The organism is Bullifex porci (assembly GCF_009695635.1).
Taxonomy (GTDB): Bacteria; Spirochaetota; Spirochaetia; order Sphaerochaetales; family Sphaerochaetaceae; genus Bullifex; species Bullifex porci.
Genome location: NZ_VUNN01000016.1, coordinates 1 through 18,298 on the forward strand (window position 1 = coordinate 1; position 18,298 = coordinate 18,298).

Genomic DNA, 18,298 nt, shown 5'->3' on the forward strand with positions numbered 1-18,298 from the left:
GGGGCACAATGTCCCTGAATTATCAATTTGGAGGTATTATGGAAATAAAGAGAGATATATACCTACAGAAGCTAATAAACCGTATGCATAACGGGATGATAAAGGTTATTACAGGAATTAGACGTTCAGGGAAATCATATCTTTTATTTCAAATTTTTAGAAATTACCTTAAGACACAGGGTGTTGCGGATGATCATGTTATCGCAATTGAGTTAGATATATTTGAAAATGAGAAGTATAGGGATCCACGCACGCTACTGGAGTATACTAAAAGCCGTATTAAAGATGATAAGGACTACTATATCTTTCTAGATGAAGTACAGTTACTACCGGACTTTGTATCAGTGCTGAATTCATTTCTTCATATGCAAAATGTGGATGTTTATGTAACTGGTAGTAGCTCGAAATTTCTGTCAAAGGATGTTATTACAGAGTTTAGAGGGCGTGGAGATGAGGTTCATTTGTTTCCTGTTAGTTTTAGAGAATACATGGAAGTATTTGATGGAGATAAATATGAAGGCTGGAGTTCCTATGTTAGTTTCGGCGGATTACCATTAACTATTACGATGGCTACCGATGAGCAGAGAATGGAATATCTTACTAGGTTGTTTGAAGAGACATATATAAAGGATATTATTGAGCGCAACCACATTGAAAAAATTCAGGAAATAAATGACCTAATAAATATTTTGGCATCAAGCATTGGCTCTCTTACTAATACATCAAAAATAGAAGCAACTTTTAAGAGTGTTATCCATTCGGATATTAGCCTTAATACCATAAGAGCATATATTGACCATTTGAAGGATGCATTCATAGTCAATGAAGTTAATAGATATGATGTGAAAGGCAGAAAATACATTGGAACCCCACTCAAATATTATTTTGAGGATGTGGGGCTACGAAATGCTAGACTGGGATTTCGGCAAGTAGAAGAGACTCATCTGATGGAAAACATCATTTATAATGAACTGCGTGTGAGAGGTTACCAGGTTGATGTCGGTGTGGTGGTAAAGCGAGATAGAACTAAAGAAGGAGTGCAGGAAAAGAAACAGCTTGAAATTGATTTTGTTGCCAATATGGGTAGCAAGAGATATTACATCCAGTCTGCTTTTAGTTTACCAGATGCTGAGAAGAGAGCACAAGAAAAAGCATCTCTTATAAATGTAAATGACTCGTTTAAAAAGATTATTATCGTAAAAGATGTTGTAAAACCATTATATGATAATGATGGAATCCTAACGATGAGCATATATGACTTCCTCGTAAATGAGCATAGTTTAGAATTGTAAATAAGAACTAGGATAAAATTAGTGGTCTGTTGAAATAGTTGGCCTTCAAAACATTATTTGAGAAACCTGTAGGAGGATTACACGATCCTTACGGTTCAATATAATTCAACGAAAAAAGTAGCAGGGCTATTACAATCCTTCTAGATGTCTTGTTTGAGGATATTCAGTATATAACAACTGTTGTTTCATAATATCTGGACTTTGTCGAGTGTCAGAACGTGAGCAACTCGAGATTAGAGCAGATTAGCTATATGCCGACATGGACCTATGAATTGATAGGTGAGGTCGCAAAAGGAATGTTTGTAGTAGATTAAGTTATCGAGGAAATCGGCGATGAAAGCATTAATCTTCGAGAAGAACTCAAGACCATTATAACCGAAGTGTAAAGAATTACGCTTATAAGATGAATTGTGTCTGTAAATTATTATCACAAAAGGCAATAATAGAAAGATGAACACTCCCTTAAATCGAAGTTTTAGAAGCATGATAAACCAAGCTGATGAGCAATTCTTCCCCAACCTATACTGGTTTTGTAAACACATATATTTCTTAAATTTGAAATAGTTAAGGGTAGCTATAGTTTAATCTTTATAGAAATTAGTCAACTTTTACAGACTGAATCCATCTGTGATATTCTCAAGCTGTCCGTTCATCACTCAAGAAAAGTGATTAACCTATGGATGCTGTGAATATATAATATTACACAATACGCTAGTGAGGAGTTTGCTACGAATATGAATGAAAAACTTAGCTTCGCCTGTGATTATGCAAAAGGGGCTCATCCTAACATTCTGCGAAGGATGATGGAAACAAATTTAATAAAAACAGCAGGATATGGATTTGATGAGATCTCTGAATCTGCTAGAGATAAAATTAGAAAAGCCTGTGAATGTGAAAGAGCTACTGTGGAGTTTCTAGTCGGAGGAACGCAGACTAATGCTGTTATAATCGATGCGCTGCTACGATCATATCAGGGAGTCATTGCTGCCGAGACTGGGCATATTAGTGTACATGAGGCGGGTGCTATCGAAGCAAACGGGCATAAGGTTCTTACAATTCCTCATCAATATGGAAAGATATCTGCTTGTGCAGTAGAGAAATATCTAGATGATTATTACAATGATGCGAATCATGAGCATATGGTAATGCCTGGAATGGTTTATCTGTCCCATCCTACAGAGTACGGAACGCTTTATTCAAAGGCAGAGCTTCAGGCTTTCAGAAACGTGTGTGATAAGTATAAAATCTACTTGTATGTTGATGGAGCAAGACTTGCATATGCACTTTCATGCCTAGAAAATGATGTAACACTTAAGTGCTTAGCAGAGCTATGCGATGCTTTTTATATTGGTGGTACCAAGTGCGGCGCACTATTTGGAGAAGCAGTAGTGGTTCCAAAGCCAGAAGAGATGCCTCATCTTTTCACAATCATCAAGCAGCATGGAGCTCTTCTAGCGAAAGGAAGATTGCTGGGAATTCAGTTTGACGAGCTATTTAGGGATGATCTTTATATGAAGATTGGAAAGAGCGCGATTGAAGCTGCAGAACGCATAACGAGAGCTTTACAGGAAAAAGGGTACCGCCTATATTTTGAATCACCGACTAATCAGATTTTTGTTATTATTGAAAACGATGCACTAAAAAAACTGGGAGAAAAGGTTGAATACAGCTTTTGGGAAAAATACGATGATAATCACACTGTGATTCGGTTTGCAACAGACTGGGGAACAACAGAAGCAGAAGCTAACGCATTAATCGATATCCTATAGAAGAGTAGTAAGACAATATGTTGATGGGGCAGGAGAAGGCCGAGATGGCCCTTGTTCCTTTGAAATAATTGAAAAATGAAATTATATCCACTAGGCTATTAATTGGAAAGATTAGGTAAAGCTTCTAAAGTAGCTAGAATTGTTACTGAATTGTGCCCCAGATAATGCAAAGTTTTAGTGGTGCTCTAAGCGAATAGACAGATATATCATCTGTTGTATAACTCGGTTCATATTCAGCTTTGGCAATTTACAGAACAGCAAGCATCGTTTTCTTCCTATAATTCCTATTCCTGGTATCTATCTACAGAAAATAGAAGAGAGGCTTCTTCCATATCCATAGCACGTCCTGGAGGAAGGGAAAGAGAAGAGGAGAGGGCGAGCTTCTCAGCTTCCCTGTTGACTATTTTTTCGCTGAAGGAAGCAGTGTCTATTCCTCGTAGTCTTAAGAGTAGCATAGGGTCATCATCAAGCTTTCTTCCTATTCCATATAATACTGCAGCTACATGCTTACATAGTTCAGCCCAATCTGGACAGGAACAGGAGAATGTCATTTCTCTGACCTTTGGAAAAAGATTTAGAGAGGAGGATGTGAAATACTCCTTAAAGGAGTCTGGAAACCTTCCGTTGATGAAATCCTCCACAGATTCAAAGTTGTTCCTGCACTTATCTTCAAAGGCTTTAATTTCCTTATCATTGAAGGGCTTGATATCTATCTGAATCTTATAGGGTCTCGGCCTAGAGCCTACTACTAGGGCTCTAATTACTCCATATTCAATCTTTAAGTCTATTACACAGCCGCTTCTGACATAGCTTCTTCCTCTAGGAAGACGGTTGTCAAAATCTGCGTAGATATCAATATTGTCACACCAAGCCTTTCCCCACCAGGATGAAGAGATAGTTCTTCCTTCAATGATTATTGGCTCTCTGATTTCATTATTCTTCTTCTTTGCCATTATAGTTTCCTTTGATAACGCATAGCAGACAATAGCTCTCTTGGAGAAAGCTTACTTGTAACTTCTCCTCCGATATCGCCCAGCATAGACTCTGCAAGCTCAGCTTTCTCCTTGAGAATCTGGCTTATCCTCTCTTCAATAGTATCCTCTGCTACAAACTTATAAACAGTGACAACGTTCTTCTGCCCGATTCTGTAGGCTCTGTCTGTGGCCTGGTCCTCTACGGCAGGGTTCCACCATCTATCAAAGTGGATTACGTTGTTAGCTTCTGTGAGAGTGAGACCTGTTCCTCCGGCCTTAAGTGAAATTACTAGGAAAGGTAGCTCTCCGCTTTGGAAGCTTTCTACTATCTCTGTTCGTTTTTTAGGAGGAGTACTACCGTCAATATATTCGCCATTCTCTTCGAAGACTGTAGAGAGAAGCTTAAGAAGCTCTGGGATTATAGACGCAAACTGAGTAAAGACTAAAACCTTCTCCCTGTTTTCATGGATAGTAGTGCATAATTCCTTAAGAAGAAGGAACTTGCCACTTTTCTTCTCCTCATACTCTCCGTTTCCTAAGTACTGGGAAGGGTGGTTTGCTACCATCTTTAGCTTCATTATGGTTGCTCCAGTAATGGCTAGGGCATTAGCTCCTGATTCCTCCATTTTTTCTAGAGCCTCCTCATATTCATCTACCACCTTATTATATAGCACACGCTGCTCAGGAGTGAGAGATACCATAAGAGTATTCTCCACCTTATCTGGAAGGTCATTGATGATAGTTTTATCACTCTTGAGGCGCCTAAGTATAAATGGCGTTATGACTCTCTTCAGGTTGTCCATCTTATCTTCTGCCATGGAGGCTGTGAAGGAAGCGAAGCTCTTATCATCTCCAAGAAGGCCTGGAGAGAGGAAGTCGAATATGGACCAGAGGTTCATCAATGAGTTCTCTATAGGGGTTCCTGTCATTGCAATAGACTGCTTTCTGTCTAGCGCCTTTATGACTTTGGTCTGCTTTGTATTCCTGTTCTTTATATTTTGAGCTTCATCAAGTATTACTAGATCCCATTTCTCTTCCTGGATAGCGGCACTTGTGGAGGCTCCCTGATATGTGACTATAGTTAGGAAAGGAAAGTCCTTCTTCTTTGCTTCCTTTCCGTGCCTAATGGTGAAATCTAAGTCTGGAGTGAACTTTATGCATTCTCTTCCCCAGTTTCCTAAGAGGGATGCTGGAACAATTAAGAGTACCTTTGCATCTCTATTTTTCTCTCTGAACTCTTCTAGGTATGCCAATATCTCTACTGTCTTACCCAGTCCCATATCATCTGCAAGGAGAGGACCCAATGAAAGCCTTGATATTCCTTGGAGCCATCTAAAGCCATCAATTTGGTATGGCCTAAGAGTACCTGTAAATGAGGAAGGTGGAGATGATGGGATGTCTGAGGCCATTGAGGTTTTTATCATATCGTCGATATCGATGTGTACAGGGTAGGCTCTCTCTTCTACACCTGATGCCATTTTCAGAGCAGAAAGGAGAGACAGCTCTCTTTCTTCTAGTTCTTCATATTCCTTTAGAAGCTTTTCTAGGCCATTTTTGTCTACTTCAATCCAGTTACCCTTTAATAAGTAGAGCCCCTCTGTTCTAGATAAGATATCTCTTATTTCTTCCTCAGTTATTTCGACTCCCTGCCAGACCATCTTGGGCCTAAAGGAGGATATTGAGCACTTCGATCCTTTCTTGTCACTTTCGATAGAGATGCTTGAGCTTCTCTTTCTCTTTTTCCACCATCCTGGGATTCTTGTAACAATTCCAGCCTCTTCAAAGAGTGGGACATCCATTAAAAAGGCGTATGCCTCCTCCTTAGATACATAGATAGGAGAGAATATCTCTCCAGAGTTAAGCCAAGAGGAAATAATCCTACTACTTTTAGCCGCCTTCTTGATGGAAGAGATGAGGATAGCAAGCTTCTCGATTGAGGAGGAATACTCCTTTAGAGCATATTTTAGTGGATAGTGGTGCACTTTACCATCTTCACCTACTGTGGAATATGTAGCCATAAAGGCAAAGGGAGCTTCAGGCTTTTTGCTCTCTAGAAGATGAAAAAAGATTCTAGATGGAAGCTTGAACCGAGTAGAGAAGGAAGAGAAATAGGCTTCTACAGAAGAAGTGTAGGTTGAAATTTCGCTTTTGAAGAGTGAGAGATATCTGTCAAAGAGAGTAAGGACCCAATCTGAATTGAGGTTTTGGCTTCCCAAAATGAAGGGAGCATTGGATAATATCTCCTCTAGCTCTATCATGTCATAGGAAACGACTACATTTTCCCTCTCTAGAGAAAGGGAAGGTGTCCTCTCAAGCTGGAAGAAGAAGTTCTCTGTAATACGTTTCAAAAAGTCTAGGGAAGGCGATGAGTCCTTTATTGAGCCTGATAGTACAGCTTCATACATTCCTCTATATTGGTCAGGGAAGAACTCTGGTCTTCTCTCCTTAGTAAAGTCAGGTCTAAATCCCTCTTTTGTGATAATGAACTCAAGATTATTCTTTCTCTTCTGCATGAGGATATTCTATATTTCTATATGGCTATTTTCAAATGAAAAAAAGGATAGGATTAAGAGTGATAAAAAACATCCTATAATGGTGAATGAATATAAAGAGTATAGACAAATATGGGAGAAGAAATTATTAATAATCTTATGATAAAGGACGATGTTGCGGCATTTGCTCTTTCTGATAGGATTATCTCTGAAAGCAGTGAATATGATTCGATGATTTTGCTCTACTTTTAAGTTGTCCATAATCACTAGTGAGAAATAGAGCCCATTATATCCTATATGGGATAGTGACGGTCGTTTTGATGGAATTATGAAGCCCTTTTTGAAGCTCATTACAGATGAAAAGCCTATTACAGCAAGACAATGTGTTAAAGCACTTAGGGTAGTTATAGTATCTTTTTGAGGGAGGAGAAATTTATGAAGGAATATGATTGCGGCTTTAAGATAGATAATAAATGGTTCAGATATAGAGCTGCTGCTATTATTGTTGAAAATGGCTGTGTTTTGTTTGCAGGTAATGAGCTAGAAGATTATTACTATTCGATAGGTGGTGGAGTTCATATGGGTGAAGCTGCTGAGGATGCAGTAAAAAGAGAGGTTCTTGAAGAAACAGGAATTCAATACGAGGTTGATTATTTAGCTGTAATACATGAAAACTTTTTCCATGAGAGCAAGGGGACCTTAGCAGGACTGGATTGCCATGAGATATGCTTCTATTATTTGATGAAGCCAAGAGGCACACAGAATCTAAATAGCAATAGTACAACCTCTGGTGTGAAAGAAAATATGTATTGGCTTCCAATTTCTGAATTGGATAAATACAAAGCATTTCCTTCCTTTATGAAAGATTATTTAAGTAGAGAGCATAAGGGAATTGAGCATATTATAACTGATCAGAGAGCTAGCTGAGACTCTACTAAGCATAGGTATATGCTGAGGCATGTTCTAATCTAGTTATTGGAAAAATATGTAGGCTATTACCAATTCCTAGAGCTCAGTCATGCTTCTTCCTCAAAAAAAGGATATTGCATCTATTCCTGGTTGACCCAAAGGGCAGTGGAGTGGCACTATTTTTAGTGTTTTCAGACTAATTTGGAAAAAAAAGATACCAAATTAGCAATGTGTGACATTTTGTGTATAGATAGTTGATATAATCATTAGGTTTTATGATTTATAACATCATATTTATAGAAAATATTAATGAGTGCTAGTGATAACTCTTTTTAGAAAATAACTGTAGCTCGAATTTGAAGTATCAGAAGCATTTATTAATAAATGAGGAGATAATGTATGCATGTAAGACAGACACCCGATATTTCTGGAATAGCTGCAGGCTTAGATACGATTGAACAGAAGCTTGGCAAGTATGGACTAACAAAGAAGGAGATTACAAAAGCTAGATTAATTTCTGAGGAATTGATGACTAGTCTCATCGGTCATGCAGATACTAGTGCAGAATACATGTTGCTTAGTGTACGTAAATGGATGGGAGAGATTGTTGTTGAGATTTCAGTTCCAGGTACTGCCTATGACTTTTCTCAGAGCATGGAAATGGGTGTTCCTCTAGATACGGATGACATCGGCAAGGATGCTGAAGTAACAATTCGTAACATGATTCTTAAAAGCTTTGCATCAGATTTAAAATATAGAAATCAAGGGGGTGTTAATTCTGTTCGCTTAACAGTTGTCCGTTCAAATAATAGACAGCTGTATTACACATTGGGCTCCATGCTTTTAGCAATTATTGTGGGTCTGGTATTTAAGCTTTTCTCTCCAGAGTCTGTTAACCAGCTACTGAGTGATAATCTATTTTCACCTATTAAGACTATGTTTATGAATGGGTTAAAGATGGTAGTTGCTCCTGTTGTATTTTTCTCCATAATCTCTGCAGTAGGACAGTTTGGTAACTTGTCAGATATGGGAAAAATAGGTGGGAAGGTTTTAGGGCTTTATCTTTTAACTACTTTGTTTGCAACAGCGATTGGAATTGGAATAGGCTACCTATTCCAGTTGAGCGGGGACACTACTATGGGCATAACCGCTTTAGATATTTCATCTGTCGCATCACAGGAAGTGCACATATCTATCAAGGATATGCTTGTGAATATCGTACCGAGTAATTTTACTAAGCCATTTTTGGAAGCGAATATGCTTCAGCTGATTTTTCTTGCTGTAATTTGTGGAATTGCATCAGGAATGATTGGCTCACATGGAAAAACAATTAATGATTTCTTCAGTGCCTGTAACGAGCTATTTCTGAAAATAACTACACTGTTAATTAAGTTTATGCCGATTGCTGTATTTTGCTCCATAATGTCTCTAATTCTTACAACAGGAATGCAGACACTTTTGCCAGTATTGGGAATATGTGTATGTTTCCTTGCTGGGCTAGTGTTGATGATGAGTGTATATTGTCTAATACTCCTTTTAATGGCAAAGCTCAACCCTATTCCTTTTGTTAAAAAATACTCTCCAGTTATGGCACAGGTTGCTAGCATGGCTTCCAGCAATGCATCTCTTCCGCTGAATATGAGTACATGTGAGAAAAGACTAGGGATATCACCGAGGGTATATTCTCTGTCTCTTCCATTAGGTGCAACTATGAATATGGATGGAACCTGTGTATATCTAGGTGTATTTGCTCTCGGTCTTGCCAAGCTTTATGGTGTAGATATTATGAGCACAAGCTTACTACCTATTGTAGCCTCAATTATTATTTTATCTATTGGTGCACCAGGTGTCTCAGGAGCAGGGTTAGTTTGCCTTTCTGTACTGCTAACACAATTAAATGTACCTGTTGAGGCTGTAGGACTCATCATGGGTATTGACCCGCTACTTGGTATGCTACGAACTATGAGCAACTGTCTAGGCGATGTCGTTGTCAGTACAATAGTTGCAAAAAGCGAAAACCTGCTTAATATGGATATTTATAATAAAGACGCAAAGAAAGGTAGATGAGCTTAAAGCTAATCAAATGAGGATATATTTATAATGACAATCCAAAAGCCTTTAAATGGGAAGTACACTGAATGTAATGCTATCTTGAAGATTAGATACAACAACTGCTCCACAACTAGAGGCAGAGCTAAAAACTTCTTTAAATGGTATTACATAGCTAAATTTCGATTTTAAAATATAGAGTATTTATCCTCTGCTGAGCTACGTGTTCTTCTAGCTGCTCAAAAGGTTTTGAATAAACAGTGTAAGATAATCTTTTTGTTTTCATTGAACTTTTGATAATCAAAAAGAGCTTTCAGTTTTCTATCGATTGTCTCTCCTTTATTGTTTATACGTTAAACTAGTGAAAAGGTATATAATTTCTTTACTTTTTTTTATCATCCTTTTGAATCAAGCTGTTGTCTTGCAACAAGCTCTGCAAATTTGCCACCCATATTAATTAACTCTTCATAGGTGCCATCTTCCACAATTTTACCATTGTCAAGGTATATTATACGGTCACACTGCTTGATGGTTGAAAGTCTATGAGCGATGACTATACGAGTACACTTTAATCCATCGAGTGACTCTGATACTTTTTTCTGTGTAAGATTATCGAGCGCTGAGGTTGCTTCATCAAACATCAGAATTCTAGGCTTAGGAGCAATTGCACGAGCTATCATTAGTCTTTGTCGCTGCCCACCTGATACACCTCCGGAGCCTTCAGAAATAATCGTGTGCATTCCCATAGGCATTCTTTTAATATCATCTGCAATACCAGCAAGCTCTGCTGCTCTCCAAGCATCATCTATAGTTAGCCATGGAGCAGAAATAGTGATATTGGAGAAAATATCACCTTGAAATAGCTTACCATTCTGCATTACAACACCGATTTTTCGCCTTAAGGATTTTAGGTCCATGCGAGAAAGATCCTTTCCATCATAGTACACAGCACCCTTCTGTGGTGTTTCAAAGCCAAGCATAATTCTCATGAGTGTTGATTTCCCACAACCTGTTGTACCAACAATAGCAACATATTGCCCTGGCTTTATTTTTAAAGAAAGATTATCTAAAACATTAGGCATGCTTTCGTTATAGCGGAAAGAGATGTTGTTAAGCTCAATACCACCAGAAATACGAGTTACTACTTGCTTATCTGCTGAGATTTCTGGAACTGTATCCATAATTGGTTTTGCCATATCTAAAATAGGCTTGATATTAGCTGCAGTAAGTGCAATAGAGGCTAGTGACATAAATGCACCAGATACCATGCCATATGCTGTGTTAAAGGCATAATAATCTGCAACACTTACATGACTATTAGCTGCAAAATAATACATTAAGATTGTACCAATAAGTGATATAGCCATAGAGAATACAGAACTATATTTCAAGAATGTTGGTGGATTATAGGTTAACTTAGCTCTTTGAGTATATACATTTGCCCAACGAGCAAAGGCTCTTTTTTCTGCACCTGAAAGCTTGATTTTCTGAATTCCAGAGATAAGAGCATAGCTCATACCATATTCCTTTGCGCCTGCCTCCATCTGCTTTTTAGCAAGCTTCATCTGTGCTATGGCTGTTAAAGTAGTAAAAAGAATAGTTGCTATAATGATGCTTAAGGCTGGAATAACTAATGCAGGAGCGTATTTGAAAATCTGTGTAATGTAGATAAGAGAAAACACAGAGGTCAGTCCCGTTGATAATATTGCTGAGACTAGCATATTGCAAAGAGAATTCATTTGTCCGCAACGACTAGATAGATCACCAGAGCTGTAGCTTTTGAAAAAATCTGCAGGCAAGGACATTACTCTTGCCATAGTTGCTGCTTGTACAGTTATATCCAGCTTTGTGTTAATTCGTGTGGTAAGCAGTGACTTCACTGTGCTTAGTAGCAGAGAAGCGATGTTTACACAAACCATAAAAAGAATAATTGCAGTTAGAAGTCTCATACTTCCAGTATCAACTACTGTTCCCATCAATAGATTATTTAGCTTTGGAGTAAGTAGGCCTACTAGTGTAACTGCTAATGTGCCAAGCCCAATTAGCACAAAATCTGAGACGGAAAGAATTTCCATTATATATCGTAAGAGAATAGGGATATTCAATTTCTCGATAGGAAAGGGCTTATAGAAGGCTAGTGCCTCATCCTCAAAGAGATCCTCATTTTTTTTGTTTATCTTTACATATTTCCCACTACTTTGATCAAGATAGCTATATCCAGATAATCCTGTTGGGATAAAAGCAACAACAGAGCTATCAGCTTTTTTTACGCCAAGCATTGCACCGATAGCATTCTTATACCACCCCTTTTCAAGCTTTACTCTGCGTCTCATAATGCCGTAAGGACGCATTAAATACTCAAGCTGTTCGTTTAAGTTTTTTATACTGTCAGGAACCTCCTGTGTTTTGACATGATAAAAGCTTAGGATGCTATCAATTGCATTTTTTGCCTTTTGTGCATCAGATTCAAAGGCAGAAGATAGCTTTTTCCCTAAAACAGCATCTGCAATACCTGCAAAAGCGGCAGCAAATACAGCATCATCATTTTGCTTTCGCTCTTTGATTTGTTCATCGAACCATCCCATATTACTGCCTCCTTACTCATTAGATACCAGCTCGGTGTATAAACCACCTCTAGCATAAAGCTCTTCATGAGTTCCACGATCTATAACCTTGCCGTTGTCAAGCACAATAATTTCATCGCAGTCTCGAATTGTAGATAGTCTATGTGCTACAACAATACATGTTATTCCTCTATCCTTAATAGAGTTAATTACTTCATATTCTGTTTTTGCATCGAGAGCAGAGGTTGCTTCATCTAGAATAATAATAGTTGGGTCCTGTGCGAGTACACGTGCAATTTCCATTCTTTGCCTTTGACCACCAGAGAAGTCCTTACCGCCCTCTGTAATTTTGTATTGATAGCCACCTTCTCGCTGCATAATATCCTCATGAAGATGGGCATCTCTTGCTGCCATAATCATTTCAAAATCTTCGATAGAGCTATCCCACATTTTTATATTGTTTGCAATAGTATCCTCAAAGAGGATGATATCCTGGTCTACTACAGCTAAAGAACCGGTAAATACACTGTGGTCAATTTGATTTATGCTCTTTCCATCAAACAATATTTCTCCACTCCAAGGCTGGTAAAGTCCTGAAATTAACTTTGATAGAGTGGACTTTCCACACCCAGAGGAGCCAACAAAGGCAACACGACTACCAGGCTTTAGTGTTAAGCTAAAATTCTCAATTAAAGGCTCTGCTAAACGGGAGTAGCCGAAAGTTACATTACGCATCTCAACTAAGCCCGATAGCTTATCATATTCTTTATTCTCATCCCAGCTTTCATTTTCATAGTTAACATCGGTAGGATACTGCATAACATCCTCAATACGTTCCATTTCTGTACGCATTTCTTGAATGCCTTGTCCTGCAGAGATTAACGATAGAGCAGGGGAAGTAAAGGAGCTCATATAGCCCTGAAATGCCATAATCATACCAATAGTGAATTTCCCCTGTATTGTAAGAAATACACCAATTGCCAAAACAGCAGTACTCGTTAACGAAGATACTAGTGATGGGATTAATCCAAGATATTGGTTTAGGTTAGTGAATTTCATTTTCTGTGTGTTAACGCTTGCTTGATACCCTGACCATTTCTCGAAATAACCGTTTTCAGCACCACTTGCTTTAATTGTTTCTATCATTTCGATACCAGCAACTGTAGCTCCTGCTAGCTTGCCACTATCACGCATCTGAACCCTAGTGATATTAATACGCTTTCTAGAGATAATCTGTCCCATCACAAGATTTAATAAAATAGAACATAGACCCACAGCAGTTAAAAGTACACTGTATCTTAGCATAACAACTAAGTAAAAAATCATCATTACAGCGTTGAGAGCCAGTGGTGCTATGGTATTTACTAGCGTACCTGAGATCGAAGCATTTGTGCTTTGTCTCTGCTGAATATCTCCTGCCATACGCTGAGAGAAAAACTCCATAGGTAGCTGAAGCACCTTCCACATAAAGGAGGTGCTACCGTAGGAAGACATCTTACCGTCTATACGATGATTTACTCCAATGCTAATAAAAGAAACTAATAGCTCAATTGCAGTAATAGCTGATAATGCAATTATAAATGGATATAGCCATTCTGGATTTTGACCTGTAAGTAATCTATCTAGAAAAATTCTAGAAAATGCGGGACGGATAATTCCAAGTAGTGAGGATATTATCGTTGTTAGTATTACGAAGGCTACCACACTTCCTGTTCCCTTTAAGCGGCTTTTAGCAAATTGGATGATGCTTTTTGGCTTTCCACCTGGCTGAAAAGACTCACTTGGTTCAAATAACAGGCAGATGCCGGTAAATGACTTATCAAAGGTCTCCATAGATACGCTATATGTACCCTTTTCTGGGTCATTTAATATAGCTTTGTTTTTCTTAAAGCCATTAAGTACTACAAAATGATTGAAGTCCCAGTGGATGATACACGGGAATGTCCCATTCTTTTTTAGTGATTCAAGCTCAAAACGGTAGCCCTTTGCATTTAGTCCATAGCTCCTAGCAGCTTTCAATATATTCTTAGCATTTGAACCATCACGGGAGACACCGCAATCATAGCGTACCTGCTCTAAAGGTATCCACTTTTCGTAATATGCAAGTACCATTGTCAAGCAGGCAGCACCACACTCTAATGCTTCCATTTGCATTACAACTGGAACCTTAGCTACACTATTTCGCACAGGCTGTTTTATTTTATTTTCATTACCCATGCTTCACCTCAATTAAAGATAAATGACATTGGTGAGGTACTATCAAGCACGATTTGAGCTTTATAGATACCGTCTGCAAGTCCAGTATTGCACTGTACAGCATAAACCCATTCACCAAGCTTTAAGCCGCTAATATGAAGTACATATTCAGAAAAATCCTCACCACGAACTGCGATTGGCTCAAGTGGGATAGAAGATGCATTAATTTCATATTCTGTCCCCTCTATTGTAAAGGTTTTGTTTAAAACAGAGGATATGTCTTCCTCTGGAATATAAATAGTAAGTGCTTTATTTTCAACAATTGCTGCAGTAGTAATAGTTGTATCTAAGTGTCCTAGAACTCCCCATATACAAACACCTACAAGTAATATGATTACAGCTACAATTACCAACCAAATGCTCGGACTACAGACACGAATATAGTCATTAAGCTGTTCTGGTGAAGAAACTCTTTCTATACTTTTCTTTCTAAAAATCGTGTTGTTTTCCATTTGTCTTTCCTTTTTTAAGCTATTTTTTTGCAGAATATATCGGCAATTTGGATTAAATATTCTTTTCTAGTATTAGAATATTTCTTCCATCCTTATACTCATAGGAAATATCATCCATTATCTTTTTTACCATATATATTCCCAAGCCTCCAATCTCTCTCTCATCTGCAGATAGAGTAGTATCAGGATCCTCCTTTACTGTAGGGTCATATGGACTGCCGTTATCGACGAATCTAAGACTTACTTTATTTTCTGCTACATTGCATCCAACTCTTGCCTCTGTTGCTCCACTATAGCGGGCTATATTGGAGTAGATTTCATCTATTGCCATGTTTACTTTAAAGATGAGCTTATTGGATACTCCTCCCTCTGAAAGAAGATTATCGATAAAATCAGTGACCTGGTCTAAATTATCGAGACTAGGCTTTAGAGAGATTTCTTCAAAGGAACTACTAACTTGCTTGATTTGTATTGAGAGCATAGTGATATCGTCAAACTGATCTGCTATGCCTACAAATGAGTCAATGTCTTTGTGTAGTGATCCCAAAAGCTCACGAGAGGATAGGTCCTTTGCTTTATTAAGTGCATCAATCATTCTGTCGGTTCCATATAGGTTGTTATTGCTATCTGTTGCTTCTGCGACTCCATCTGTATATACAAAGAGACGGTCACCTGCAGATAAGACTAACTCATACTCACGATATTTAGAGCCTTCCATTCCAGCTAGGACAAAGCCGTGTTTGTCTTTATAGAGCTCAAAGCTTCCTCCTTTTCTCATTATTGCTGGGTACTCATGTCCTGCATTTGCGCAGACCAGCTTTCCTGTAGAAATTTCAAGAATACCGATCCAAACAGTTACAAACATCTCTGCATCGTTGTTTTCACAGAGCTGGTTGTTAACCTTTTCCAAAATAGCCTTAGGAGAAAGACCACTTTGTGCTGCTGACTTTAAGAGTGTCTTTGAAATCATCATGAACATTGCAGCAGGAATGCCCTTTCCCGATACATCCGCAATGACCATTGCTAGGTGGTCCTCATCCACAAGGAAGAAGTCGTAGAAGTCTCCTCCTACCTCCTTTGCAGGAGTCATTGAAGCAAAAATATCAAACTCATCTCTATTAGGAAATGGAGGGAATATTGAAGGAAGCATGGAAGCCTGGATATGTCTCGCAACATCAAGCTCAGCGCCTATGCGTTCCTTTTCTGCTGTGACTCTAGAAAGGTTATCGATGTATTCCTCAAGCTCAGAGAGCATGAAGTTGAAAGCATGGCTTAATGATTCAATTTCATCTCCAGTCTTTATTTTGATGCGCTGGTTTCCAAAGTCATTTGTTCTTGTAATCTCCTGCGTAAAGTCTGTGAGCCTTCCTACAGGATTGATAACTATTTTTCTTACAAATACGATATAAGCTAGAATTGTTATTCCTATTATTGCAAAGGATATGATGAACATGTTAACTAAGAATGAGTTTAGATATGCTCTTACCTCACTCATATCTAAAATATATTGGATTTCAGCAATAGCTTTTCCATTTTCATCTAGAATTACTGAGATTCCAGTGTAATTAAAGCCATAGTCGTTATCTGTTACAAGAGGTTTATCAATTCCTTTGTTTTTAGCATAGTTTTCCCAGATTGTTATGTATTTTTCCATATCCTTAGGGTCATTTGGATTTGCTGCATCGGTATATAGAATGTTGCTACCATATGGTATTTGAAGAGCAGGATCATCTCCCATTTCCTCAACCATAGCATCGATGTAGAAGGTAACACTATCTTCATCTGGCACAACTAGTGATAAAAATGTAATCTCTCCATCTGCCTTGAGCTTGTTAAAGAGGTCATACATCTCTTTGTATTCTGGAGTCTTTTCTCCACCATCACTGATGATTTTTTTTACATCATTTACATCTAGCATAGCTGCAATAGCATTGCTATTAGTCATGATGCGCTCTGCATATAGTTGATTAAGATAAGACTTTGTAGTGGCATAACTGAATATTGATACTGCAACAGTAATTACTATTCCAAGGATGCCAAGTGAAATGATGAATTTAGGTAAGAGCTTAATCTTCATGATTCATCTCCTAAGAGTAATTTATAGTAGACTTCCGCATCGCATGTACACCTGCCCTTGCAATACGGACATATTAGGCGTGTATCGTTGTACCAGACATTTTTAGCTATAGATAAAAAGCTGAAAGCACACTCAGTAATAGCTTTCTGAAGCTGAATAGTACCCTTTGGTTTCCAGCATACGATAAAAACAGCTTCTATTGATAGCTTCTTAAGCTCATCAAGGACAAACTCCATCATTTTTGTGGAAATACCCATTCCTCGGTACTCATGATTAACTCCGACGGATTGGATTTTACCAACCCTTCCTCCATGGTGGAATGGAAGGGCTTGAAAAATACCTTCGTCTAATTTTGAATATTCTGCGATCCTTTCCTCTGTAGTGATGTAGTAGTATATGTAGCCTACAGTCTCTCCCCTTTGATCTTGAAGGAGATAGAAAAAACGGTCACTACTATCTATTGCTGAAGCGATTTCCTCACTAGAGTAGAGATTTTCTCCCACACAGCTGTCTGCGAGTCTTCGGACCTGTTCAACATCTTTCTTTTCTATTTTCTTCAATGAGAAGGATAGACTATTAATATAAATATTATGCATCGCTATCCTCCTTACTGCAGGTAAGTATCTTCATGCCCATTGAAATATCAGATTCTTCATCCATAACTAAATTCTTAAGAGCAGTGTAGTTGCTTTCAAGCCATTTTTTCCATGATTTATATTCAAGATTTGTAGGCTCCTGTGAGAGAAGAATTGATACATCCTCTCTTAAATATGAGAAGAAGGTAGTAAATATTGCTTCTTTCTTTTCTTTTTCATCTTTTGATGCACTAATTGCATCGTAATGTACTGTAATATCATGGTAGCCACATTTTTTGAGTGTTTGGATGATATTCTTTCCAACTTCTCTATTTCCTGCATATTTATCTTTTTTTAGGATCGAGAGGAAATCTCCTAGTAGTCCTCCTCCATCTCCATTTAGCTTTGAATTACTATCATCTGCTTCAATAATTAGTATTTTTCCATCTTTCTTTAGAAATGGACGAAGCGAAGTAAGATATTTTTCTACATCCTTCAAGTGCATCAGAAGAAAGGAGAGATATATTACATCAAAGCACTCAATATTTTCTTCTTTCATGATTTTTCTTAAGGAGAGAGTAAAGCTATCGTCCTCTGCATCAAGACGGAAGAAGTAGAATCTTTTATCTCCATATTGCTCTTGGGCCTTTTGGACAAGCTTTTGGTTGAATTCAAGGCCTATTACTTTAGAAACTGATGGCGATGAAAAACGCTCTACAGTCTTTGCGCCGTCATTACATCCTACATCAAGAACTGTGATATCCTTTCTGGAATCAAACAGAGCTTTCAATATTGGCTTCTCATAATAAGACAGCAGACTATTTTGTACAATAAGTCTTTTCATCTCAGTTTCATCTTGGAAAATAAGCTGGCTGTCCACTAATTCCTC

12 protein-coding genes are annotated in these 18,298 nt (G+C 38.1%); 4 read left to right on the forward strand and 8 right to left on the reverse strand.

Annotated features, from left to right (window positions below; translation table 11 throughout):
* Both FYJ80_RS08035 and FYJ80_RS08040 read left to right on the forward strand, forming a co-directional pair.
* The coding region (locus FYJ80_RS08035) for an ATP-binding protein (protein WP_235899613.1) at positions 1-1,292 on the forward strand (1,292 nt) is incomplete at its 5' end.
* 734 nt (positions 1,293-2,026) lie between these two features.
* Positions 2,027-3,061, forward strand: a complete 1,035-nt coding sequence (locus FYJ80_RS08040; protein WP_154425785.1) for a threonine aldolase family protein — start codon at positions 2,027-2,029, stop codon at positions 3,059-3,061.
* Positions 3,062-3,345: 284 nt separating this feature from the next.
* On the opposite strand, the gene FYJ80_RS08045 is transcribed toward FYJ80_RS08040, so the two are convergent.
* A complete protein-coding gene (locus FYJ80_RS08045) occupies positions 3,346-4,014 on the reverse strand; it encodes an SWIM zinc finger family protein (RefSeq protein WP_154425787.1) in 669 nt (222 codons plus the stop codon).
* Positions 4,014-6,548, reverse strand: a complete 2,535-nt coding sequence (locus tag FYJ80_RS08050) for a DEAD/DEAH box helicase (protein ID WP_154425789.1) — start codon at positions 6,546-6,548, stop codon at positions 4,014-4,016. Before FYJ80_RS08050 ends, FYJ80_RS08045 begins: the two co-directional genes overlap by 1 nt.
* A 414-nt stretch (positions 6,549-6,962) precedes the next feature.
* On the opposite strand from FYJ80_RS08050, the gene FYJ80_RS08055 reads away from it, so the two are divergent.
* Together FYJ80_RS08055 and FYJ80_RS08060 are read left to right on the forward strand one after the other, a co-directional pair.
* Positions 6,963-7,454, forward strand: a complete 492-nt coding sequence (locus FYJ80_RS08055; RefSeq protein ID WP_154425791.1) for an NUDIX hydrolase — start codon at positions 6,963-6,965, stop codon at positions 7,452-7,454.
* A gap of 381 nt (positions 7,455-7,835) precedes the next feature.
* Positions 7,836-9,503, forward strand: a complete 1,668-nt coding sequence (locus tag FYJ80_RS08060; protein WP_154425793.1) for a dicarboxylate/amino acid:cation symporter — start codon at positions 7,836-7,838, stop codon at positions 9,501-9,503.
* 377 nt (positions 9,504-9,880) lie between these two features.
* On the opposite strand, the gene FYJ80_RS08065 is transcribed toward FYJ80_RS08060, so the two are convergent.
* Genes FYJ80_RS08065 through FYJ80_RS08090 form a run of 6 tightly spaced genes read right to left on the reverse strand, consistent with a single transcriptional unit; the run spans position 9,881 to position 18,289 of the window.
* A complete protein-coding gene (locus FYJ80_RS08065; RefSeq protein ID WP_154425795.1) occupies positions 9,881-12,070 on the reverse strand; it encodes an NHLP bacteriocin export ABC transporter permease/ATPase subunit in 2,190 nt (729 codons plus the stop codon).
* A 12-nt stretch (positions 12,071-12,082) separates the two neighbouring features.
* Positions 12,083-14,266 (reverse strand): NHLP family bacteriocin export ABC transporter peptidase/permease/ATPase subunit, encoded by a 2,184-nt coding sequence (locus tag FYJ80_RS08070; protein ID WP_154425797.1) that lies wholly within the window; start codon positions 14,264-14,266, stop codon positions 12,083-12,085.
* An 8-nt stretch (positions 14,267-14,274) separates the two neighbouring features.
* On the reverse strand, positions 14,275-14,757 hold the full coding sequence (locus FYJ80_RS08075) for a hypothetical protein (RefSeq protein WP_154425799.1): 483 nt from the start codon (positions 14,755-14,757) through the stop codon (positions 14,275-14,277).
* 52 nt (positions 14,758-14,809) lie between these two features.
* Entirely contained in the window at positions 14,810-16,834 is a 2,025-nt protein-coding gene (locus FYJ80_RS08080) for a SpoIIE family protein phosphatase (RefSeq protein ID WP_154425801.1), read from the reverse strand.
* On the reverse strand, positions 16,831-17,430 hold the full coding sequence (locus tag FYJ80_RS08085; RefSeq protein ID WP_154425803.1) for a GNAT family N-acetyltransferase: 600 nt from the start codon (positions 17,428-17,430) through the stop codon (positions 16,831-16,833). The genes FYJ80_RS08080 and FYJ80_RS08085 overlap by 4 nt, the downstream gene beginning before the upstream one ends.
* Positions 17,423-18,289: a class I SAM-dependent methyltransferase gene (locus FYJ80_RS08090; RefSeq protein ID WP_154425805.1), complete on the reverse strand. Its 867-nt coding sequence runs from the start codon at positions 18,287-18,289 to the stop codon at positions 17,423-17,425. The genes FYJ80_RS08085 and FYJ80_RS08090 overlap by 8 nt, the downstream gene beginning before the upstream one ends.
* Between the last annotated feature and the right edge of the window lie 9 nt (positions 18,290-18,298).